The sequence below is a fragment of the Streptomyces sp. NPDC002209 genome (assembly GCF_042890265.1).
Taxonomy (GTDB): Bacteria; Actinomycetota; Actinomycetes; order Streptomycetales; family Streptomycetaceae; genus Streptomyces.
Genome location: NZ_JBIARX010000025.1, coordinates 45,892 through 65,456 on the forward strand (window position 1 = coordinate 45,892; position 19,565 = coordinate 65,456).

General features: G+C 70.2%; 19 protein-coding genes and 2 pseudogenes. 9 read left to right on the forward strand and 12 right to left on the reverse strand.

The annotated features are described in order from the left end of the window. Positions 1–153: 153 nt before the first annotated feature. The 3 genes from ACFYXK_RS31015 to ACFYXK_RS31025 form a co-directional block, all read right to left on the reverse strand. Positions 154–1,752: a phage/plasmid primase, P4 family gene (locus ACFYXK_RS31015; RefSeq protein ID WP_389414155.1), complete on the reverse strand. Its 1,599-nt coding sequence runs from the start codon at positions 1,750–1,752 to the stop codon at positions 154–156. Next, complete coding sequence (locus ACFYXK_RS31020; protein WP_389414156.1) at positions 1,749–2,837, reverse strand: bifunctional DNA primase/polymerase; 1,089 nt, start codon at positions 2,835–2,837, stop codon at positions 1,749–1,751. Before ACFYXK_RS31020 ends, ACFYXK_RS31015 begins: the two co-directional genes overlap by 4 nt. A gap of 971 nt (positions 2,838–3,808) precedes the next feature. Further along, the gene (locus tag ACFYXK_RS31025; RefSeq protein ID WP_389414157.1) at positions 3,809–4,795 is read right to left on the reverse strand and encodes an NAD-dependent epimerase/dehydratase family protein; all 987 of its coding nucleotides are present in this window, start codon (positions 4,793–4,795) and stop codon (positions 3,809–3,811) included. Between the two features lie 203 nt (positions 4,796–4,998). Here ACFYXK_RS31025 and ACFYXK_RS31030 point away from each other — a divergent pair, with 203 nt between their 5' ends. Continuing rightward, a complete protein-coding gene (locus tag ACFYXK_RS31030) occupies positions 4,999–5,754 on the forward strand; it encodes an SDR family oxidoreductase (RefSeq protein ID WP_389414186.1) in 756 nt (251 codons plus the stop codon). 148 nt (positions 5,755–5,902) lie between these two features. After that, the gene (locus ACFYXK_RS31035; RefSeq protein WP_389414158.1) at positions 5,903–6,571 is read left to right on the forward strand and encodes a DUF5701 family protein; all 669 of its coding nucleotides are present in this window, start codon (positions 5,903–5,905) and stop codon (positions 6,569–6,571) included. On the opposite strand, the pseudogene ACFYXK_RS31040 reads toward ACFYXK_RS31035, so the two are convergent. Continuing rightward, positions 6,571–6,759 (reverse strand): annotated as a pseudogene (locus tag ACFYXK_RS31040) (IS5/IS1182 family transposase); the annotation flags it as partial. The gene ACFYXK_RS31035 and the pseudogene ACFYXK_RS31040 sit on opposite strands and share 1 nt — an antisense overlap. 85 nt (positions 6,760–6,844) lie before the next feature. Here ACFYXK_RS31040 and ACFYXK_RS31045 point away from each other — a divergent pair. Continuing rightward, positions 6,845–7,204, forward strand: a pseudogene (locus ACFYXK_RS31045) (maleylpyruvate isomerase family mycothiol-dependent enzyme); the annotation flags it as partial. 83 nt (positions 7,205–7,287) lie between these two features. On the opposite strand, the gene ACFYXK_RS31050 reads toward ACFYXK_RS31045, so the two are convergent. The 4 genes from ACFYXK_RS31050 to ACFYXK_RS31065 all read right to left on the reverse strand — a co-directional run bounded on the left by ACFYXK_RS31050 (position 7,288) and on the right by ACFYXK_RS31065 (position 10,236). Continuing rightward, positions 7,288–7,656 (reverse strand): VOC family protein, encoded by a 369-nt coding sequence (locus ACFYXK_RS31050; protein WP_389414159.1) that lies wholly within the window; start codon positions 7,654–7,656, stop codon positions 7,288–7,290. Between the two features lie 151 nt (positions 7,657–7,807). Beyond that, positions 7,808–8,593 carry an ABC transporter permease gene (locus tag ACFYXK_RS31055; RefSeq protein WP_389414160.1) on the reverse strand — a complete coding sequence of 262 codons (786 nt, stop codon included), beginning with the start codon at positions 8,591–8,593 and terminating at the stop codon, positions 7,808–7,810. Then, positions 8,590–9,552, reverse strand: coding sequence for an ATP-binding cassette domain-containing protein (locus tag ACFYXK_RS31060; RefSeq protein WP_389414161.1), 963 nt, complete (start codon positions 9,550–9,552; stop codon positions 8,590–8,592). The genes ACFYXK_RS31055 and ACFYXK_RS31060 overlap by 4 nt, the downstream gene beginning before the upstream one ends. Before the next feature lie 15 nt (positions 9,553–9,567). Further along, a complete protein-coding gene (locus ACFYXK_RS31065; RefSeq protein WP_389414162.1) occupies positions 9,568–10,236 on the reverse strand; it encodes a DUF4097 family beta strand repeat-containing protein in 669 nt (222 codons plus the stop codon). A 260-nt stretch (positions 10,237–10,496) separates the two neighbouring features. On the opposite strand from ACFYXK_RS31065, the gene ACFYXK_RS31070 reads away from it, so the two are divergent. Next, positions 10,497–11,231, forward strand: coding sequence for a helix-turn-helix domain-containing protein (locus ACFYXK_RS31070; RefSeq protein WP_389414163.1), 735 nt, complete (start codon positions 10,497–10,499; stop codon positions 11,229–11,231). A gap of 43 nt (positions 11,232–11,274) precedes the next feature. On the opposite strand, the gene ACFYXK_RS31075 is transcribed toward ACFYXK_RS31070, so the two are convergent. The 3 genes from ACFYXK_RS31075 to ACFYXK_RS31085 all read right to left on the reverse strand — a co-directional run bounded on the left by ACFYXK_RS31075 (position 11,275) and on the right by ACFYXK_RS31085 (position 13,552). After that, a complete protein-coding gene (locus ACFYXK_RS31075; RefSeq protein ID WP_389414164.1) occupies positions 11,275–11,667 on the reverse strand; it encodes a hypothetical protein in 393 nt (130 codons plus the stop codon). 108 nt (positions 11,668–11,775) lie between these two features. Further along, positions 11,776–12,054 carry a hypothetical protein gene (locus tag ACFYXK_RS31080; protein WP_389414165.1) on the reverse strand — a complete coding sequence of 93 codons (279 nt, stop codon included), beginning with the start codon at positions 12,052–12,054 and terminating at the stop codon, positions 11,776–11,778. Positions 12,055–12,586: 532 nt separating this feature from the next. Beyond that, positions 12,587–13,552: a TetR/AcrR family transcriptional regulator C-terminal domain-containing protein gene (locus ACFYXK_RS31085; RefSeq protein ID WP_389414166.1), complete on the reverse strand. Its 966-nt coding sequence runs from the start codon at positions 13,550–13,552 to the stop codon at positions 12,587–12,589. Between the two features lie 125 nt (positions 13,553–13,677). Between ACFYXK_RS31085 and ACFYXK_RS31090 the strand changes: the two genes are divergently transcribed. After that, positions 13,678–14,877: an FAD-dependent monooxygenase gene (locus ACFYXK_RS31090; RefSeq protein ID WP_389414167.1), complete on the forward strand. Its 1,200-nt coding sequence runs from the start codon at positions 13,678–13,680 to the stop codon at positions 14,875–14,877. A 108-nt stretch (positions 14,878–14,985) separates the two neighbouring features. Here ACFYXK_RS31090 and ACFYXK_RS31095 read toward each other — a convergent pair whose 3' ends face one another. Then, on the reverse strand, positions 14,986–15,618 hold the full coding sequence (locus tag ACFYXK_RS31095) for an NAD(P)-dependent oxidoreductase (RefSeq protein ID WP_389414168.1): 633 nt from the start codon (positions 15,616–15,618) through the stop codon (positions 14,986–14,988). Between the two features lie 349 nt (positions 15,619–15,967). Here ACFYXK_RS31095 and ACFYXK_RS31100 point away from each other — a divergent pair, with 349 nt between their 5' ends. From ACFYXK_RS31100 to ACFYXK_RS31115, 4 genes are all read left to right on the forward strand, one after another. After that, positions 15,968–16,690 carry a dienelactone hydrolase family protein gene (locus ACFYXK_RS31100; protein ID WP_389414169.1) on the forward strand — a complete coding sequence of 241 codons (723 nt, stop codon included), beginning with the start codon at positions 15,968–15,970 and terminating at the stop codon, positions 16,688–16,690. A gap of 275 nt (positions 16,691–16,965) precedes the next feature. After that, on the forward strand, positions 16,966–17,274 hold the full coding sequence (locus ACFYXK_RS31105) for a hypothetical protein (RefSeq protein WP_389414170.1): 309 nt from the start codon (positions 16,966–16,968) through the stop codon (positions 17,272–17,274). A 634-nt stretch (positions 17,275–17,908) separates the two neighbouring features. Then, entirely contained in the window at positions 17,909–18,577 is a 669-nt protein-coding gene (locus tag ACFYXK_RS31110; protein WP_389414171.1) for a DUF4097 family beta strand repeat-containing protein, read from the forward strand. Positions 18,578–18,649: 72 nt separating this feature from the next. Then, a complete protein-coding gene (locus ACFYXK_RS31115; protein WP_389414172.1) occupies positions 18,650–19,459 on the forward strand; it encodes an alpha/beta fold hydrolase in 810 nt (269 codons plus the stop codon). The last annotated feature ends 106 nt before the right edge of the window (positions 19,460–19,565 follow it).

Here is a 19,565-nt window from a genome sequence, read left to right on the forward strand (position 1 = left end):
GCCCTTCCAGGCCCCTGGTTCCGCCGCGCCGCGAGCGGCGCCGAAGCCGGTATCCGGCAGGCCCCTGCGGGCCGCCGTCGGCTGGTGGGTCGGTTCATCTTCCTTGTCCATCGTAGGCGTGCCCGCCCCCGGGCGGCGGCACACGTGGTCCTTTCACGGCGCGCTTGCCCTGTTCGCCTCGCGCGGGGTCTGCGCTTCGTCGGCCAGGAGCGCCAGGCCGGGGTAGAACTTCTGCCCGTTCGAGCGGAGCATCTCATTCGGCGAAGCGACGCCGACCTCGGCTCGAATACGTGTGGCGAACGCGCGGGTCGTGGCGGGACGAAGGCCCTCGCCGTCGAGACACCACGCACTGTACGCGCGGTACAGCGCTCCCTGCTCCACCTTCAGATCACGCGGATCGGGCAGATCCACTCCCGTGGTGCAGCACTCGGCCAGGAACCGCCCGATGTGGTCCTCGGTGGTGGCGTACGCCTGCGTGGCGGTACGCACCACGCTGGGCCCGGTCAGGGCCGGCTTGGTGGCGAGATAGCCCTTCGCCCCCTGGATCATCCAGTGGAGGATGCCCGGACCCTCCTCCTGTACGAGCGCCTCCGCCAGGTTGTCGATCTTCCTGTGGTCGGGGACGACCTTCTCGAACGGGATCAGCCGGATCCGGCGCCAGAAGGCATGGCCGCCCGTGCCGACCTCCGGACGGTGGTTGCCCAGGAGCCACAGCTTGTGGGTCGGCTCGAAACTGAAGAAGTCCTGCCGCATCCGCCGGGCCTTGAGCCGGTCGCCGCCGGTCAGCAGTTTGACCCGCGCCTCGTCGAACTTGTCGTGCGGCTTGAGCTCGCTGCAGACGAACAGGCGCCGGCCGTGGAGTTCCGTCAGCTCGGTCGAGTGCTCGTTGAACTTGCCGCGCTCCATCAGGAACCCGGGCGGGGCCACGTCCGCGTAGTCCCCGAGGATCTTGATGACGACGTCGAGGAGTGCCGACTTGCCGTTGGCGCCGACTCCGTAGAGGAAGGGCAGCACCTGGCCGCCGACGTCGCCGGTGATGGAGTAGCCGAGCAGGAGATGAAGAAAGTTGATCATCTCCTTGCCCTTGTCGTCGTCGCCGAAGGTCTGGTTCAGGAAGGCGTGGAACCGGGGTGTCGGCATGGCCTCGGGAGCCAGGTAGGTGGCGCGCGAGTGCAGGTCCCGGGTCGGGTCCGGCTTGTGCAGGTCACCGGTGCGCAGGTCCACGACGCCCGCGGGGGTGCACAGCGCGTACTTGTCGCCGTCCAGGACGTCCGGGTCCAGGGCGAGTTCGGGGGAGGCCTTGGCCTGGGTGAGCATCGCCTTCACGCCCGAGGTGGACATGGCGCGCTTGCGGTGCTGCGACAGCTCCCGGTCGGTGAAGACGCCCCGGGGGTCGTGGGTGGGCAGTTCCTCCGCCATGTCCCCGGCGGCCCAGATCGCGGCCTTCTCCCCGCCCGTGCGCTTCCACCGGTACTCGTCCCACACGTACCAGCCCAGTCCCTCCACGTGCCGGAACCGGTTGTGGTGGAGGTGGGCGAACAGCTTCGCGTTGCCGCGGTCACTGAGGTTCTGCAGCAGTCCCGTCGTGACGAAGTCGGCTCCGCCGCCCCCGGCCGCCGGGGCCGCGCCCTGCTGGGCCGGCAGCCGCCTGCCGCGTGCGGGCGCGGCGGTGTCGGTGCTCTCGGTGGCGAACGCAGCAAGCTGTTCCGCCGCTGCCTGGGCGTTGAACCCCGTGCTTCCGGCGCTGCTCATGGGCGTTCCTTGGGATGGATCGGTCGGTCGCTTCCGGCACGGAGCCCCGCTTCGACGATGACGACGTTGCGGCGCGTCTGGTGGGGCCGGGCGTGGTCCGCGGCCTCGAGGAGCAGCCGACGGCACTCCCCGGCGGAGAGGTGGCCCCCCGCGGCGAGCCCTCCGGCGGTGAAGGCCGCCCGGTTGAGCTTCTCGCTGAAGGCCGTTCCGGCCGGGCTGGCCCCGCAGGCCCGTACCTCCTCCAGGAGCCCCGCGAGAGCCCGTTGAACGCCTTGCAGGGACCCAGGGCCACGCGAACCGCGCACGGGCCCCACAGGGGCCGTCAGGGGCTCCACGGGGGCCGTGTCGACGCCATGGCCGGTCCGCACGAGTTCGGCGGTCAGCCACAGCGGCAGGGCGGCGGGCAGCCGCGCCCCGGGCAGCGCCTCGTACACGCCGGTGGCCGTACGCGTCGTGGGCGCCACGATGTAGCCGCCGACGGCACGTACGTCGACCTGCCAGGCCAGCGCGACCTTCGAGCTCGATCCGCTGGAACACCGCAGGCGCGGGCCGCCCTTGGGCACCCGGTACCAGATGTGCATCCCTCCGGAAGGCGTACGGACCCGCAGGGTCGACGTGTCTTCGCAGGGGTTGGGCCGGGACCGGTACGCGGCCAACAGCGCCAAGGTGTCGTACCCGCTGCCGAGTCCGGTCAGGTCGACCCGCTCATCGATGGGGATGCCGGGCAGCAGCCGCTCCCTGCCGGGCACGGAAGCAGCGTGCGCGTCCACGTCGATGACGACGAGCCCGGCAGGCCCGCAGGAGACCCCGATCCCGAACTCGGGCTCGGCCTCCCACCACTCCCGCAGCGTACGGAGGTCGGTGGTGGCCGCATGGAACCCGTGGCACCAGCGTCCCCGGGAGCGGCAGGTGCAGTCCTGCGGGGAATGCAGGGCGCCCCGGCAGTCGGGGCAGTTCGGAGCAGGCGTCTTGGCCCCCGGGGCCAGCGGATGGACCGGATAGCCGCGCAGGGCCATCCAGGTCGCCACGTCCAGTGCCGTCCCACCACGCACGCCCTGGGGCAGGTTCTGGGAATAGACGGGCACTGGCTCTTCCTTGACGCGTGTTCAGGGACGGTTCCTCCTGTCCCGGGCTGCTCTCCGAGGTGCTCGTCCGACCTGCACGTCAGGGACCAGAGGGACTGAAGATTCACTATCGCGGAGCGTACCGCAGACATCGCGCAGGCTCCTCCCGATAGAACCGCTGTATTGAGAGTTCAGTCCCTTCAGTCCCTCAGTCCCTGAAGTTCTACCCCAGTTCGTCCGCAAAAGTTCCTCGATCCACCCCGGTGCACGCCCGGGCGTGTCGCGGCTCGAACCCCCTGTCGGCAAGCGCCACTCCAGCCCTCCTCCACCAGCGCCCGAGGGTCCCTGGGTAAGCCGACCCTGCCCACCGCGACCTGACGGCGGTCCTGTCGGCCCCGCCCCGGAACCGGGACGCCCAGGTACTGAACGGTCCCTGCCCCCGTTCAGTCCCTCCAACTTCAGTCCCTCGACAAACCTGCAGGTCAGAGCGATGGGTCCACGTTCTCAGGGACTGAAGGGACTCAGAATTACCACTTCCACGCTTTACGTGCGTGCGTGTATGCGCGAGCGTAAGAAAGAGCAGGTAGAGGTACCCATGTTCATATCTGGCTCATAACTAGAGATTTGAGTCCCTTCGGTCCCTGTGCCCGCGAGCCCGAGCCCCTGACCTGCAGGTTTATGCAGTGACTGAAGGGACAGGGACCGAAGGGTCCGAACCGGCCTTCAGCCCCTCGGCGGGGGGGAGGGAGTACCGGGGGAGGGGCCGGGCCCCAGGCACCGGACGCCACGAGGACCGAACCCCGCTCCCGCCCCACGGCGGCCCGGCCCCCCAGGGACCCTCGGAACCCCCACCCGTGCCGTTGCCACGGCGACCGTGCCCGGAAAGCCACCGGCCCCGCCGCGCAGGTGCGGCGGGGCCGGTGACGACATCGTGATGCCCGAGCCTTCCCGGAGAGGCAGCCGGAGACGACCGTCCTCGATGGCCAGGCGCTTCATACGAGCGCCATGTGCTCCCGGTACCAGTCGGCCGCCTCGTCCAGGCGGGCCAGCGGCCCCGGCCCGGGCGGGCAGCCGGCGGCCTCCCAGATCCCGGCGCTGTCGTACCAGTGGTCTTGCGCGAGCAGCCAGAACTGACGCGGGCTCAACGGGGAACCGGAAGCCGCCAGCCGCTCCAGGCACTCCGCCTCGGAGAGGTCCCGCTCCACCGGAGGCACTATCTCCCGCCGGGCGAGCGCCCGCACCAGAGCGCCCGTGCGCACCGGCTCCGGATGGCTGGCGTGCCAGACGGTTCCCCCGTCCGGGCCGTGCCCGAGCGCGAGGCGGGCGATGAGGTTGGCCAGATCGCCGACCGCCACCAGGGACAGCAGAGCCCGCCCGCCTCCCCACAGAGCCCCGGTGGCTTCGAGGAGTTGTCCCAGCCCCGGTACGACCCAGCGGTCTCCGGGCCCGATCACCAAACTGGGACGGAGCACCACCGCCCCCGCGGCCAGTGCCGGCCCCTCGCCCGCCAGACGCGTCCGGCTGGTGGCTGAAACGGGCGCCGGAGCGACACCGTCCACAGGGATGCCGCGGTGTGGTCCGCAGCCGTAGACGGCCGAGGTGGACAGGTGCACGATCCGTCCGACACCGGCCCGGCGGGCCTGATCCATCAGCGCAGCGGTTCCCTCGGTGTTGACGGCGGCGCACTGCCGTTCGTCGGCGCCGATCAGCGAGGCCAGGTGGACCAGGACATCCGCTCCCTCACAGCTGTCGCGCAGCGACCCGGGGTCGGACAGGTCTGCTCGGACCCATTCGTCGGCAAGGCCGCCCTCCCGCGGGTACCGCCGGCCCACCACCCTCAGGCGCAGCGCGGCAAACCCCGGCTCCTCGCACCGGATCCGGGCGAGTTCGGACAGGACCGCCGTACCTATGAAGCCGGTGACACCGGTGATCACCACCCGGCGAGGCACGGCCCGCTGAGGGCGATGCGGCTCGGACATCAGTACACCGTTCATCTCGAAAAACCGGACGGCCGGGATCTTACGTTCCAGAAGATCCGTAGGATTAGTTGGCAATCAGTCAGACAATCGGCCACGAGCTCACTCGGACCCGGTCCAGAACGGCGCGAACCTTGACGTACCCCCCCGCACCCCGGCCCCCCGCTCCGGAGCAGCAGCCCCGGGCACGGAGCGCCGACGGACCGCTGGCAGGCAGGACGGCACTGGTCACCGGTGCCAGCCGCGGCATCGGCCGCGGCATCGCCGAACGTCTGGCCTCCGACGGGGCGCTCGTGGTGGTCCACTATGGACAGGACAGTGCCGCGGCCCACGACGTCGTGACCTCCATACGGGCCGCCGGAGGCCAGGCCTTCGCCCTGCGGACCCGCCTGGGCGTCAACGGCGACGCCCAGGAGCTCTACGCCGCCCTCGACTCCGAACTGGCCCGGCGCGGCCTCGAGCCCGGGTTGGACATCCTCGTCAACAACGCCGGCGTCAGCGGCTCGGCGCGGATCCACGAGGTCACCCCGGAGCTGATCGACAAGATCTTCTCCGTCAACGTCAAGGCGCTCCTCTTCATCGTCCAGGAAGGCCTCACCCGCATGCGGGACGGAGGGCGGATCATCAACATCTCCTCCGTCGCCACCCGGATCGCCTACCCGAAGTCCGTCGTGTACTCCATGAGCAAGGGCGCGGTCGACACCCTCACCCTGGCGCTCGCCAAGGAGCTCGGGCCCCGCGGCATCACGGTCAACACGGTCTCCCCGGGCTTCGTCGCCACCGACATGAACGCCAAGCTCCGCACCACTCCCGAGGACGCCGAGAACCTGGCCCGGATGTCCGTCTTCGAGCGCATCGGCGAGACCTCCGACGTAGCCTCCATCGTCGCCTTCCTCGCCTCATCCGATGCCCGATGGATCACCGGCCAGCGCATCGACGCATCGGGCGGCTCGCAACTCTGACCGGTCCGTGGCGCCCCTGCCCGCCGGACGGCCCTTGGAGCGAGCCCGGGCCGGGCACCCCGAGCACGGCATCGACGGCGGGGGAACACTGCGACGAGCCACTTCGTTGCCATGGGGCCCACTGCTCCCGACCGAACCCAGGGGTACCGTGCCGAAAACCTCGTCCACCCCCGCCGTCCACTCCCTCCCGCCCCTCGCCACCCAGGCCGAGCGCCTGATCGAGCTGGGGGTTCACCGGCTCGCGGGGATGCCCGCCGACGAACTGCGCGCCTTCGCAGAGGAAGCCGAAGGCCGATCCGGCGACGCCCTGCTCGCAGTGCACCCGGACCGCGCCCCGGCCTCCGCCCTCGCACCGCTGCTCCGCCACGAGGCCAAGCCCGGTTTCGTCGTCACGGACATGCCCGACGTCGACCGCTTCGTCCCGGCCGACGGAATCGAGCCACCCGGCACGTCCCTCTACCTCCTCACCGGCCTCGACCGCGGCGACCACATGGCCAACTGGAGCCCGGAGGAGGCACTGCCCGCCCTCACGGAACAGGACCGCACCCCGCTGCTCCTCACCGAGGGCATCCACTGGGTGCTCCAGCAACCGGCAGCCCTGGAACGCAACCACTGCTTCATGACCATCGGCTCACGGCTGCGCAAGCCCAACGGCGCCCTGGACGCCCGCACACCGGCGATCTGGATCAGCAACGGCACGGGCCGGGACGGCCGCGAGCGGCGCAACGCCCCCAAGGTCGGCTGGTGCTGGTGGGGCAACCGCCACACCTGGCTGGGCTTCGCCTCCGCCACGGCCCGCACCACTTGGAGGAGCTGACACAGTGCCTGGACCCGCCTGTACGTGATCACACAGCAGGCGAGCTTCAGGAACGCCTCGTGGATGTCGTCGCGGATTTCCCAGCGGACCGAGCCCAGGCCGGAGCCGTGCGGAACTCCGCGTCGGGCGGTGACCGGCTTGATGCCGCGCTTCCACAGGAGCCGACGGTACTTGTCGAAGTCGTAGCCCATCCACGGAGGACCGTTTCCCCTTCCCCATGACTCGTGCTCCAACTCCTGCAGCTGACGGCTTGGAAAATGGAGTGCGGTTGCCGCCGCGCCCAGCCTCGAGGCGCCGGTGCCGTCCTGCCCCGAGGCGCTGCTGGCCTGGTACGCCGAGTCGAACGAGCTGCTGCTGAGTGCACTGCGCGAGGCCGGCCCGGAACGCGAGTACTGGACGTGGTGGGCCGCCGGCGTATCGCCGGCGAATGCCTGGGGCGTTGCCCGGCGCCGGGTGCACGAGGTGCTGGTGCACACCTACGACGCCCAGCTCGCCGCAGGCGCCGTGCAGCCGATGCCGGCGGACGGCCAGTACGGCCTCGTACAACTCGGGCCCGAGCGCCTCCCGCAGCACCGCCGACTCAGCCAGGAAGGGGATACGGCTACGGCCAGGCTTTCTGTTGGATGCTCTTAAGGGGTGCCTCTCGGCCTCAAAGACACCCCGCAAGGGCCGGGAAGCACCGTGCGCGGCGGGCCAGGACGCCTCCCGGGGTCGTGTCAGCTGCGGCTGGCGTCGATGACGCAGAACCGGTTGCCGTCGGGGTCGGCGAGCACGACGAAGTCGGGGTCCTCGGGGTACAGGTCCCACTCCACCCGCTGCGCACCCAAGGACACCAGCCGATCCACCTCGGCCGCCTGCTCGGCGGCATCGTCCGCGTACAGGTCCAGGTGGACCCGCGGATGCTCTTGAACCGGTGTCTCACTCAGCCCGAGCGCCAGCTGGATCCCGGCCCCCGCTGCCGGCGTCAACACCACCCAGCCCTCTTCGATCTCCCCGCGCGGCAGATACCCGAGAGCCTCCGTCCAGAAAGCGGCCGCACGCGGCACGTCCGAGACACCCAGCACCACAGATCTGATCGTCAGCACGCATCCATCCTGCCGGACGCTCCGGCAGGATCGGTGCGTGCCGACGACGACCTCGCACGAGTACGGGCGGCGTACGCCGACGTCGTGTCGGGTACGCCGCCCGGGGGAGGACGGGGGCGGCTGCGGGAAGCAGTCCGCGCGCTCATGTCGCCTACTTGGGGTCGCGCTTGAACTGCGACGTCGACCAGCGGTAGCCGAGTGCGATGAGGGCGACGGACCAGCCGAGGGCGAGCCAGCCGTTGTTGCCGATCTCGGTGCCGAGCAGCAGGCCGCGCAGGGTCTCGATGGCCGGCGTGAAGGGCTGGTACTCGGCGATGGGCTGGAACCAGCCCGGCATCGAGTCGATCGGGGTGAACGCGCTGGAGATGAGGGGCAGGAGGATCAGCGGCATGGCGCTGTTGCTGGCCGCCTCGGCGTTGGGGCTGGCCATGCCCATGCCGACCGCGATCCAGGTGAGCGCCAGGGCGTAGAGGGCGATGAGGCCGAAGGCCGCCAGCCACTCCAGGACGGAGGCGTCGGTGGAGCGGAAGCCGATGGCCACGCCGACGAGGCCGACGAGGACCACGCTGGCGATCGACTGCAGGACGCTGCCGACGACGTGCCCGATGAGTACGGAGCTGCGGTGGATCGCCATCGTCCGGAAGCGGGCGATGATGCCCTCGGACATGTCGGTGGAGACGGACACCGCGGCGCCGACGACGGTGCTGCCGATGGTCATCAGCAGGATGCCCGGCACGATGTAGGCGATGTACTCGTCGCGACCGCCGCCGCCGATGCCGCCGCTCATCGCGCCACCGAAGATGTAGACGAAGAGCAGCAGCAGCATGACCGGGGTCATCAGCAGGTTCAGCGTCAGCGACGGGTAGCGGCGCGCGTGCAGCAGGTTGCGGCGCAGCATCGTGGACGAGTCGCGCAGGGCGAGGGAGAGGGAGCTCATCGGACGGCCTCCTTGGCCTCGGTGGTCTGGCTGGGCACGGTGGCGCCGGTGAGGGCGAAGAACACGTCGTCGAGGTCGGGGGTGTGGACGGTGAGCTCGTCCGCCTCGACGCCGGCGGAGTCCAGCCGGTCCAGGACGGAGCGCAGGTCGCGCTGGCTGCCGTCGCTGGGGATCTGCAGCGCCAGCGCCTCGTCGTCGCGGGCGACCTCGCCCAGCACGGCGGCGGCGGCCTGGTAGGCGGCCGGGTCGGAGAACCGCAACTTCACGTGCCCGCCGGGGATGAGCCGCTTCAGCTCCTCAGCGGTGCCTTCGGCTGCGATCTTGCCGTTGTTGAGGACGGCGATGCGGTCGGCGAGCTGGTCGGCTTCCTCGAGGTACTGGGTGGTGAGGAAGACGGTGACGCCACCCGTGACGAGCTCGCGGATGATCTGCCACATGTTGTGGCGGGAACGCGGGTCGAGTCCGGTGGTGGGCTCGTCGAGGAAGATGATGCGCGGGTTGCCCACCAGGGTCATGGCGATGTCGAGGCGGCGCTTCATGCCGCCGGAGTAGCTGGCGGCGGGCTTCTTCGCGGCCTCGACCAGGTCGAAGCGCTCCAGCAGTTCGGCGGTGACCCGCTGCCCTTCGCTCTTGGACAGGTGGTGCAGGTCGGCCATGAGGAGCATGTTCTCCTCGCCGGTGATCAGCCCGTCGACGGCGGAGAACTGCCCGGTGACACCGATCGACGCCCGCACCGCCTGCGCATCGGACGCCAGGTCGTGGCCGGCGACGCGGATCTCACCGGCGTCCGGGCTGATGAGAGTGGAGAGGATCTTGACGGCGGTGGTCTTCCCGGCGCCGTTCGGCCCGAGCAGGGAGAAGATCGTCCCCTCCGGAACGCTCAGGTCGATGCCGTCGAGCACGCTCTTGTCGCCGTAGGACTTGCGCAGCCCGTTCGCCGCGATCGCCAGGTTGGTCATGGTGGGGTGCTCCCTTTAGAGGCTGCGGGCGGTGATGTTGCCGTACGAGGTGCTGGCGTGGATGTTCAGGTCCGGCGTGCCGCCGGCGTTCTGGAGCGAGTTGTGGATGCGGCCGTACGTGGTGCCGGCGTCCAGGGCGGCGGAGACTCCGCGGGCGGCACCGACCGTGATCTCGCCGTGCTCGGTGCGCAGCGTGACCGTGCCGCGCACGGCCTCGGTGATCTGGAGGTCGCCCTTCTGGGTGCTGATCTGCGCGTCCCCGCCGAGGCGGCCGACCGAGACGTCACCCGACATGAGGGTCAGCCGGGCGCTCGCCGCCTCGTCGATCTTGACCGTGGCCTGCGCGCCCTCGAAGGCGACGTCGCCGAGGCGTCCGACGCCGCGGAGTTCGACGCTGGCGGCCTTCGCCTCGACGCGGGAGCCGGCGGGCAGCTGAACGGTCACCTCCACCGCCCCGGAGGAGCCGAGGATCCGGTTCTTGGCCGGAGCGGCCTCGATCCGCAGAACACCCTCGGTGTAGCTGACGGCGGTCTCTTCGGCGGCCTTCACGTCGCGGCTCTTGGAGGCGTCGGCGGGCAGGATCTCGACGGTGGTGTTGTCCCGGTCGGCGGCGATGAACCGGATGTGTCCGGCGGGGATGTCGAGGACGGTGGAGATCGGGGCGGGGGTCTCGAACTTCTGCATGGTGCTCTCCTGTTGATCTAGCGCGCTCTCTCGGCCCGCTGTTTCTGATGATGGAAAAGCTACGTTGCATTCACAGATCTGGCAACGCTCTCGTTGCGCAAATTCGTCATCAGTGCAGGTAGAAGCCAAGAATTCGTTGCAATGGGTCGAAATCTAATGCAACGTACCCCACCCCACACGTTGCAATGAATTGCGGGTGAACGCTATACTGTCGCCCTGGAGACGCCCTTGAGCCACGACAGAACGCGAAGGAGCCCGCGATGCCGGGAGGCAGACTCACTCAGCAGGAACGCCAGCAGATCGCGCTGGGACTGGCCGACGGCCACGCCTACGCGGAGATCGCCCGGCGTCTGGACCGTCCGACGTCGACGGTCACGCGTGAGGTGATGCGCAACGGCGGCCCCGCCGGCTACCGCGCGGACCTGGCTCACCGGGCCACCGAACACCGCGCGCACCGCCGCAGGCAGCCCGCGCCCCGCGACCCCAAGGCGCCCGCGCAGACCCACGGCCGCGACGCCGAGGCGGTGCGCCAGTACGAGGAGACGTTCACCACCGTCCTCATGCAGGCGGGCACGCCCAAGATGATGGCCCGGGTGCTGGCCTGCCTCTACATCACCGACACGGGCAGCCTCACCGCGTCCGAACTCGTCGACCGCCTCCAGGTCAGCCCGGCGTCCATCTCCAAGGCGATCGCGTTCCTCGAGGGCCAGGGCCTGGTCCGCCGGGAACGCGACGAACGCCGCCGCGAGCGCTACGTCGTCGACAACGACGTCTGGTACCAGTCCATGATGGCCAGCGCCCGCGGTACCGCCCAGCTCGCCGAGACCGCACGGCAGGGCGTCGGCATCCTCGGCCCCGGCACCCTGGCCGCCACCCGCCTGGAGAACATCGCCCGCTTCGTCGACTTCGTCTCCGAAAGCATCGCCCGCGCCGCGGAACAGGCCCGCGACGTCCTGTACACGAAGCCCGAAACGCCCGCGGACAACACCCCCTGAGCCACCACGCGTCCGCGGCCGCACCATCGCTCTGCCGGGAGACTCAGTCCTGCGGCTGCACGCCGGGCCCGTCGCGCTCTGCCAGGCGGGAGAGGACTTTGGCGTACACGATCGTCGCCGCGGCAGAAACGGTCACCATGACCGCCAGCGCGAGGATGCCCAGCAGCGCGGGCCACTGGCGCAGCGGATCGCGGCACAGGCTGCCCCCGGACGAGGGGCCGACCAGCGGGCCTCGGCACAGGGCCCTGCCCCCGGACTCGGGGCCGTAGTCGGCGAGCATCAGGAAGGCGAACCATCCCCAGATCGCCAGGGCCAGGAGCATCCACGCGATCGACCACGCCTCGATGCGGCGTGCTCGCCGGTGTCCCTGTTCGGCATGTGCCGGTGCGGCATCGGCGGCATCGGGCGTTTGCCGGGCCGGTACGTCGGCAGTCATGTCTCCCCCTCTTGGACAACGGCGAACGGACGGCAGCTCATCACACCACGACGGCGCCGCCGTCAGGACGCCCGGACTGCACCCCGGCCGACGCCGACGTGTCGGACCCTACGACTGGTTGGTGAGTCCCTTCAGCCGGGCCGCATAGTCGGCGGCGATACGAGCGGCATCCCCGGGCCGGGCGGTCTCCAGGCGCGTCTGGTCGTCGATCGCCGCCTGCCTGGCCGCCTTCAGCTGCTCGATGCGCTCGCCGTCCGGCAGCTGCGCCCGGCGCTCCTCGAGAACGCGGGCGTTGTAGAAGGCGATGACCTCCCGCACGGCGTTACGAGCCTGCTGGTCCTCGCCGCCGTCCAGGGGCTCGAAGTCGGCAGTGTTCGGGTCCGACACTGGGACCACCCTTTCCGAAGTGATCTTGACCGTAAAAGGATCATTCTCCTCCACTTCGTCGCCGCGCCGGCGCCCGCGGCCGACGGCACCCACCCCCCACGGCAACGGGCGCACGGCTGCGCAGCCGGCGAGAGTCCGTTTCCACGCCCCGAAGTCCGCGTGTCGCGGCGGGTGCAGAGGGAGCGTCAGCGCGTGCTCCACCTCGGGACCCGGAATCGAGCCGCATCTTCAGTAGTGCTGTGACCTGCAGGAACTCGCCCTCACGGAAGGCCGGCCCGGACTTTCTCAAAAGATCTTGAAATGGGATGACGGATGGGCCGCGTCGCGGCGTCTCCCTGTGCAGGACCGGCTTCCTCGGCCTGTCGGACTCGATCCCTCCTGGGGCGAGGGTCCGGGACGCCCTACCGGCAAAGGAGCCGTCGCTTCTGATCGGCGACCCCTCGTACCGGGCGACGGTTTGTCGAGTCCGGGCAGCGCCGTCGGTTGCCGTTGGGCCTGGGCGCGATCACCTCTCGGAGGGCACGGGCGAGTGTCACGTGCCATCGAAGGAGTCCGGCCGGGCACCCGCGGCGGCGATCAGAGCCGCCAAGCCGTCGAGGTGGCGGTCGAGCCCGAAGGTGAACAGGGATTCGCGGGACAGGTCCAGGCCGGGGTCGGCGCGGGCGGCGGTGAACGCCGGGAAGGTGCCGTCCGACAGCAGCGCGGCCATCCGGGCCTCCTGAACCTGCATCCACTGGTCGCCGGTGACGCCGCTGGCCCGACCCGCCTCCTGCTCCGCCGCGAGGTCGACCGCGCAGCCCCGGACGAACCCGAAGAGCGAGACTGCCGCGTGCATCCGGGCGTTGGCGTCGAGACCGAGGCCCTCCAGGGCCGCCAGAGCCCCCTCGACATGGCGCATGCCGTTCGGGGCGAGCAGCGGGCGGGCGAGGTTCATCGCGGCCGCCAGCCAGGGGTGCTCCTGGTAGAGCCGCCACTGGGCCCGGGCCGAGAGCTCCAGGCGGGACCGCCAGTCGGGCGGGGCCGGGGTGGGCAGGTGCGCCTGTGCGTAGGCCGCGTCGACCATCAACGCGAGGAGCTGGTCCCGGTTCTGCACGTGCCGGTACAGCGACATCGCCGAGGTGCCGAGTTCGGCGGCCAGCCGCCGCATGGTGAGCGCGGCTGCCCCCTCCGCGTCGGCGATTGCGATCGCCGCCCGCACCAGGCGCCGGCGCGCAGTCGACTCCTCCGCCGGCCCGTCCGTCCGTCGGCCCGTCGCCGGCCCGTCCGTCCGCGACGCACGGGGGACGGCGCAGACCACGGTGCCCACCCCCGGCACCCCTCGGACCAGACCCTCCTGCCGCAGGACGGCCAGTGCCTTGGTCGCCGTGGCCATGGCGACCCCCCACCGCTGGGTGAGCGCCCGCGTGGAGGGCACCCGGTCACCCGGGCGCAGCTCGCCGGTCTCGATGCGGTGCCGCAGTTCGGCGGCGATCTTGGCGTACGGCGGCTCTGCGGACATGAGGCACTCCTTGGTGTACTAGTACACCAAGGATAGTGCACTAGGGTTCCTTCCTCAATTTCCCACTTCACAGGGGATTCTGTCGCCCATACGTTGTACGCATCGACCTGAGAGAGGAACTCGAGATGACCACCACCACCCGCACCGTGCTGATCTCCGGCGCCAGCGTGGCCGGCCCCGCCCTCGCCTACTGGCTGCGCCGTCACGGCTTCGCCCCCACCGTGGTGGAGCGCGCCGAAGCGGTGCGCGAGGGCGGCTACGCGGTGGACTTCCGCGGAGAGGCGCTGGACGTGCTGGACCGGATGGGCCTGCTGGAGCGCATCCGCGAACTGGACACCGAGATGGGCGACGCGGCGATGGTGGACGCCGAGGGGCGCCAGTACGCGACCCTGCCCGCCGTGATCTTCGCGGGTGACCTGGAGGTCCTCAAGGGCGATCTGACCAGGATGCTGTACGAGGCCACCCGCGACGACGTCGAGTACGTCTTCGGGGATTCCATCGCGAGCCTGTCCGAGGACGAGCACGGCGTCGAGGTCACCTTCGAGCGCGGCACCCCCCGCCGCTTCGACCTGGTCGTCGGCGCCGACGGTCTGCACTCGCGGACCCGGGCACTCGCCTTCGGCCCCGAGGAGCAGTTCGTCCGTCACCTCGGCATCTACACCGCCATCTTCAGCCTGGACAACTACCTCGGCCTCGCGAACACCGGCCGGCTCTACGCCGCCCCGGGCAAGGCCGCCAACATCTTCACCGCCCGCGCCAACACCGAGGCCCGCGCCGCCTTCCACCTCGCCGCCGAGCACCTGGAGTACGACCGTCACGACCGCGTCGGGCAGCAGCGGATCATCGCCGAACGCTTCGCCGACGACGGCTGGGAGATCCCGCGCCTGCTGCACGAAATGGCGCAGGCACCGGACTTCTTCTTCGACGCCAACGCCCAGGTGGAGATGGACAGCTGGTCCAAGGGGCGGGTCGTGCTGCTCGGCGACGCCGGCTACTGCGCCGGCCCGACCTCCGGCCGCGGCACCTCGCAGGCCCTGATCGGCGCCTACGTCCTGGCCGGTGAACTCGCCGCGTCCGGAGGCGACCACACCACGGCCTTCGCCGCGTACGAGCGCGAGATGCGCGGCTACGTGACGGAGCACCAGACCGTGGGGCGTGAGGGCGCGGAGCGGTTCTTCATGCCCGCCCCCACCCAGGAGGTCCTGGACATGCTGGCCGCCCAGGCACCCGAGAACACCCGCACCACCCCGATCCGGCTGCGCGACTACGCCGCACCGTCGTCGCCCGAGCCGGCGGCGGTCGCAGCGGCCATGGGCTGCCTCTGACGGGCAGAGCTCGACGCGGCTGCCCAAGACGCGCAGGATGAAGGTGACGTAGGTCAGCACGACGCACAGCCGTTCCGGTCGGCGGGCCTGAGCACGTGCCAGGACGGCTCAGCGCGTGAGGATGACGCGGCGGCGGACCCATAGGTCGTCGGCCGCGGCGGAGAGCAGGAAGTCCGCGACGTCGACACGGTTGATCCTCCCGCCGACGCGTCCATGGGTTCCGTCCAGCGGGATCGTCGCGTAGTCGCCCGTGGTCCGGCCGTCGGCGAACATCACGGGCAGGGCAATGGTCCAGGCGCGGTCGCTGCGGGCGATCGTCTCATCGGCGATGCCCTTGTCCGCCATGAGCGTGCCCATCACCAGCTTCGACGCCCCGGCCTGGAAGAGGGACTGGCGCCGCGCGGTGTCACCCGAGCCGAGAGCCGAGAGCCAGACGAGACGCTCCACGCCGGCCGCGGCCATGGCCTCCAGGACGGGGCCGGCGGTACGGGTGGCGAGAGTGGACTTGTAGTCCTTGCCCGGTCCCAGGGCAGAGATGAGGGCCTGGCTGCCCCGGGCCGCCTCTTCGACGTCCACGGCGGAAGCGGCGTCACCGATGACGACGGTGACGCGCTCGTCGCCCCGCTGCGGCAGCCGGGCCGCATCACGGACCAGCGCGGTGACCCGGTGCCCGGCTGCGAGAGCCTGCCGGAGTACCTGCTGGCCGATCGGCCCCGTGGCGCCGAGGAGGGTGAGCTGCACGATCAGGCCTCTTTCCGTGTGCGGGCCGGTCCTTCGGGCGAGGCGCGGCACGGAGGCGCCCGTGCAAAACGCACCAAACCGGACCGGCCACAACCCTAGCGGCGCAGCACTCCGCGCACCGGGCTCCGCACACGCGGCACCCGGAGATCTGCGCGATGGGCCGAGGGAAAAACCTGCTTGGCGCACCACGGCGACCGCTGCTACGTTTCCGGAAGCCGTGCGAGAGAACGAGGAGGTGGTACCCGTGAACGCTGTATCGACATGGGTGCTCCCCTCCGGGGTCACGGTCGGACGATAGGCAGGTCGTCCGGGAGCGCCGTTCACACGAGCACTCCCGAAAGGCACGACCATGCATTTCACTTCCGAGCAGCGCCTCGACGACGGCGTCCTCGAACGCGAATTCACCCTCGGCGAGATCCCCGGCACCCTGTGGACTCCCGAATCCGCCGCACCGCTCCCGCTGATCCTGATGGCCCACAACAACGGCCTGCCCAAGGGGGCAGCCCGGCTGGTGGCCCGGGCCCGGCACTCTGCGGCGTGCGGCTACGCCGTGGCGACCATCGACACGGCCGGGTGCGGCGACCGGCCCCGTTCCGCCGCCGGCGAGCAGGCGCGCGCCGACCTCCGCCGGGCGATGCAGGCCGGCGAGCCGGTCGACGAGATCTTCGAGTCGTTCATCGGCCCGCTGGTCCAAAAGGCGGTCCCGGAATGGCAGACCACCCTGGACGCCCTCCTCGCGCTGCCCGAGATCGGCGGCCCGGTCGGGTACTCGGGGTGGACCGCCGTCGGCATCCACCTTGCGGCGGTCGAGCCGCGCATCGCGGCCGCCGGCTTCTTCGCCGGGGGTTACGTGCCCCTGGCCCAGCGCGAGGAGGCCCGGCAGGTCACCATTCCGCTGCTGTTCCTGCTGCAGTGGGACGACGAAGGGAACCCCCGGCAACGGGCCCTGGACCTGTTCGACGCCTTCGGCACCAAGGAGAAGACGCTGCACGCCAATCTGGGCGGACACACCGGCACCCCGTGGTTCGAGGTGGAGGACGGCAACCGTTTCTTCGGCCGACACCTGAAGTGAGACCGGGCCGCCAGGCCGACACCAGAGGGTAGGCGGCCGCTCCCTTAGAGGGCGGCCCTCCACAACTCTCCACACCGCGGGCCCCTGCCGACCCGGCAGGGGCCCGCGCTGCCCGAAGCCATGAACTGTTCGAGTGCCGGCGAGTGAGGGCTTCCGTAGGGCCAATACACCTCCTCATCGCAGGTCAGCCTGGGAGTTCGTAGGCAAGCCCGAATCCGTCGGGACTGAGGACTCGGCTCATGACAGGCTGCCCTCCTGAGCACGGAGGGGGAGCCATGGCAGAAGTCGGTGGATGGATCTGGGAACGCAACCTGCGGTCGTTCCTGGAGTTGCTGTCGCATTACGTGGGCTACGGCTTCAGTGACACCGACTGGGAGACGGTGGCACTGGCGATCGAGGGGACCGACGATGAGCAGGTCGACGGCTGGTACTCATATCCCTTGGTCGGCGAGAACCGAGAGGCCGAGGTTCGGCTTGCCCGTTCGACCGGGGGCGAAGAAGTCTCCGTGACTGTGAACGGAACTCTGACGCCCGAACTGGAAGTCCGAGCAGACACCCTGCTGTCCGCATTCGCGACTGGTTGACCCCGTGCAGCGCAAGGTCAACTCGACCCGTTAGCCGGATGTGGTGTCTTCCCCTGCGATAGCCGAGGGGAGAGTTCTGCTTCGAGTCCGGGGGATGACCTCGCCGCGAGAGGCACGTGTACCGGTATGGCGCGTGAACGGATCTCGGGGCCGGTCGTCGTGGACCGGGCCCGGGAGAGGGGCGGCGGCGAAGGCGTCGCAGCCAACAGGGAGCTGACCCGCACCAGCTGCTCGAGCCGCCGAGTGGACGCGCCTCACCCGGGACCAGGTCGTCAACGAGTACGAGCCGACCGCGACCGCGACCGAGGGCAAGCGCGTCGCGCATCGAGCGGCACGTCGGTGAGCCCGGTGCAGTGCATCGGCGAGGTGGATCGGGCAGAGGCTGGGCGGGGTGACGAGGCACGCCCTCCAGACCCCTCCCGCAGCCCACTAGTAGCACCTCCGGCATAGCGTTCATCTCTAATCCATTGCAACGTGCAGACCTCCTTCATTGCGTTATCTCCCGACCCATTGCAACAATTTATGCCAGTTGACCTGCGAAAATATCATCCCTGCGCAACGGATGTATTGAAGAATCATCAAACGCAACGTAGCTTTTCCTTCATCGGAAAAAACGAGTCGAAGGAAGAGAACGATGCAGAAGTTCGACACCCCCGCCCCGATCGCCGCTGTGCTGAACATCCCCGCGGGCCGTATCCGGTTCATCGCTGCCGACCGCGCGGACACTGCGGTCGAGGTCCTGCCGGCGGACGCCTCGAGTGGCCGCGATGTGAAGGCGGCGGAGCAGATCACGGTCGGATACGCCGACGGCGTCCTGCGCATCGCGGCCGCACCGGCGGAGAGCCGGATCCTGGGCAGCTCCGGCTCGGTCCAGGTGACGGTCCACCTGCCTGCCGGCTCCCGTGTCGAGGCGAAGGCGGCCAGCACCGAGTTCCGCAGCGTCGGACGCCTCGGCGACGTCGCCTTCGAGGGCGCCCAGGCCTCGGTCAAGCTCGACGAGGCCGCGAGCGCCCGCCTCGCCCTCCTCACCGGCGACATCACCGTCGGCCGTCTGGGCGGCTCTGCCGAGATCAGCACCCAGAAGGGCGACATCAACATCACCGAAGCCGTACAGGGCACGGTCACCCTGCGCACCGAGCACGGCAACATCTCGGTCGGCGCCGCCACCGGAGTCTCCGCCGCCCTGGACGCCGGCACCTCCTACGGCCGCATCCACAACGCGCTGAAGAACACCGAGGGCACCCCCGACCTGAACATCCACGCGACCACCGCCTACGGCGACGTCACCGCCCGCAGCCTCTGACCCGCACCCCCGGCGGTGGCTCCACCGTCCACTGCTCCTGATGCCCCCTCTGCCCTTGGAAGAAGGCAAACCATGACCTCCACCAAGCAGTCCGCCTGGTCCGGCATGGTGTCGATCGATGACACCGCACTGGCCGTGACCGACACCGGCGGTCCCGGCCGCCCGGTGGTCTACCTCAACGGCTCCTACGCCGACCAGTCGCACTGGCGGCGCGTCATCACCGACCTCGGCAGCGGATACCGGCACATCACCTACGACGAGCGCGCCCGCGGCAAGTCGAAGCGGGCCAGTGACTATTCGTTCGAGGCGTGCCTGCGCGACCTCGACGCCGTCCTGACGGCCAGGGGCGTGGACCGGCCGATCCTGGTGGGCTGGTCCTACGGCGCCATGCTCGCCGTGCACTGGGCCGCCCGGAACCCGGAGCGCGCCGCGGGGGTGGTGTCCGTGGACGGCGCCATGCCGCACGAGTGGCTCGACGACGCGGCCCGCGAGAAGGTCCGCAAGCTGTTCCGCAAGATGAGCCCGCTGTTCCCGATCGCCCGCCCGCTCGGCCTGGCCGCGCGCATGAGCGCCGCGCAGCACGCCGAGATCAACATCGAGATCAACGAGCTGTGCACGCCCGCCGCCCTCAACCCGGTCTTCGACCGTGTCACGGTGCCGACCAGGTACGTGCTCGCCACCGGCGGCAACCTGGGCGGCGACCCGAAGCTCATGGAACAGATCCGCGCCAACCTCGACCCGGTGGTCTCCCGCAACCCGAACATCCGGGTCAGTGCGAAGGTCGCGAGCAACCACTCCAAGATCCTGCGCAAGGACTTCCGGGCCGTCGCCGACGCGGTACGCGAGATCGCCACCACCCGCGAACACCACAAGGCCGCCTGAACCGGCCGCGCGTCAGCAAGACGCGGTCAGGACAGGGAAAGGCCGGTCGTATGGAGGGCGGGGCTCGACATCTTGGGGTACTTCCTCGGCCTGGCGTGGTGGTCGC

What these genes read in the sequence shown, in the direction of transcription:
- ACFYXK_RS31015 (WP_389414155.1), bottom strand. Translation starts at nt 1,752, where the DNA reads ATGAGCAGCGCCGGAAGCACGGGGTTCAACGCCCAGGCAGCGGCGGAA.
- ACFYXK_RS31025 (WP_389414157.1), bottom strand. Translation starts at nt 4,795, where the DNA reads ATGTCCGAGCCGCATCGCCCTCAGCGGGCCGTGCCTCGCCGGGTGGTG.
- ACFYXK_RS31055 (WP_389414160.1), bottom strand. Translation starts at nt 8,593, where the DNA reads ATGAGCTCCCTCTCCCTCGCCCTGCGCGACTCGTCCACGATGCTGCGC.
- ACFYXK_RS31060 (WP_389414161.1), bottom strand. Translation starts at nt 9,552, where the DNA reads ATGACCAACCTGGCGATCGCGGCGAACGGGCTGCGCAAGTCCTACGGC.
- ACFYXK_RS31065 (WP_389414162.1), bottom strand. Translation starts at nt 10,236, where the DNA reads ATGCAGAAGTTCGAGACCCCCGCCCCGATCTCCACCGTCCTCGACATC.
- ACFYXK_RS31070 (WP_389414163.1), top strand. Translation starts at nt 10,497, where the DNA reads ATGCCGGGAGGCAGACTCACTCAGCAGGAACGCCAGCAGATCGCGCTG.
- ACFYXK_RS31075 (WP_389414164.1), bottom strand. Translation starts at nt 11,667, where the DNA reads ATGACTGCCGACGTACCGGCCCGGCAAACGCCCGATGCCGCCGATGCC.
- ACFYXK_RS31085 (WP_389414166.1), bottom strand. Translation starts at nt 13,552, where the DNA reads ATGTCCGCAGAGCCGCCGTACGCCAAGATCGCCGCCGAACTGCGGCAC.
- ACFYXK_RS31090 (WP_389414167.1), top strand. Translation starts at nt 13,678, where the DNA reads ATGACCACCACCACCCGCACCGTGCTGATCTCCGGCGCCAGCGTGGCC.
- ACFYXK_RS31100 (WP_389414169.1), top strand. Translation starts at nt 15,968, where the DNA reads ATGCATTTCACTTCCGAGCAGCGCCTCGACGACGGCGTCCTCGAACGC.
- ACFYXK_RS31105 (WP_389414170.1), top strand. Translation starts at nt 16,966, where the DNA reads ATGGCAGAAGTCGGTGGATGGATCTGGGAACGCAACCTGCGGTCGTTC.
- ACFYXK_RS31110 (WP_389414171.1), top strand. Translation starts at nt 17,909, where the DNA reads ATGCAGAAGTTCGACACCCCCGCCCCGATCGCCGCTGTGCTGAACATC.
- ACFYXK_RS31115 (WP_389414172.1), top strand. Translation starts at nt 18,650, where the DNA reads ATGACCTCCACCAAGCAGTCCGCCTGGTCCGGCATGGTGTCGATCGAT.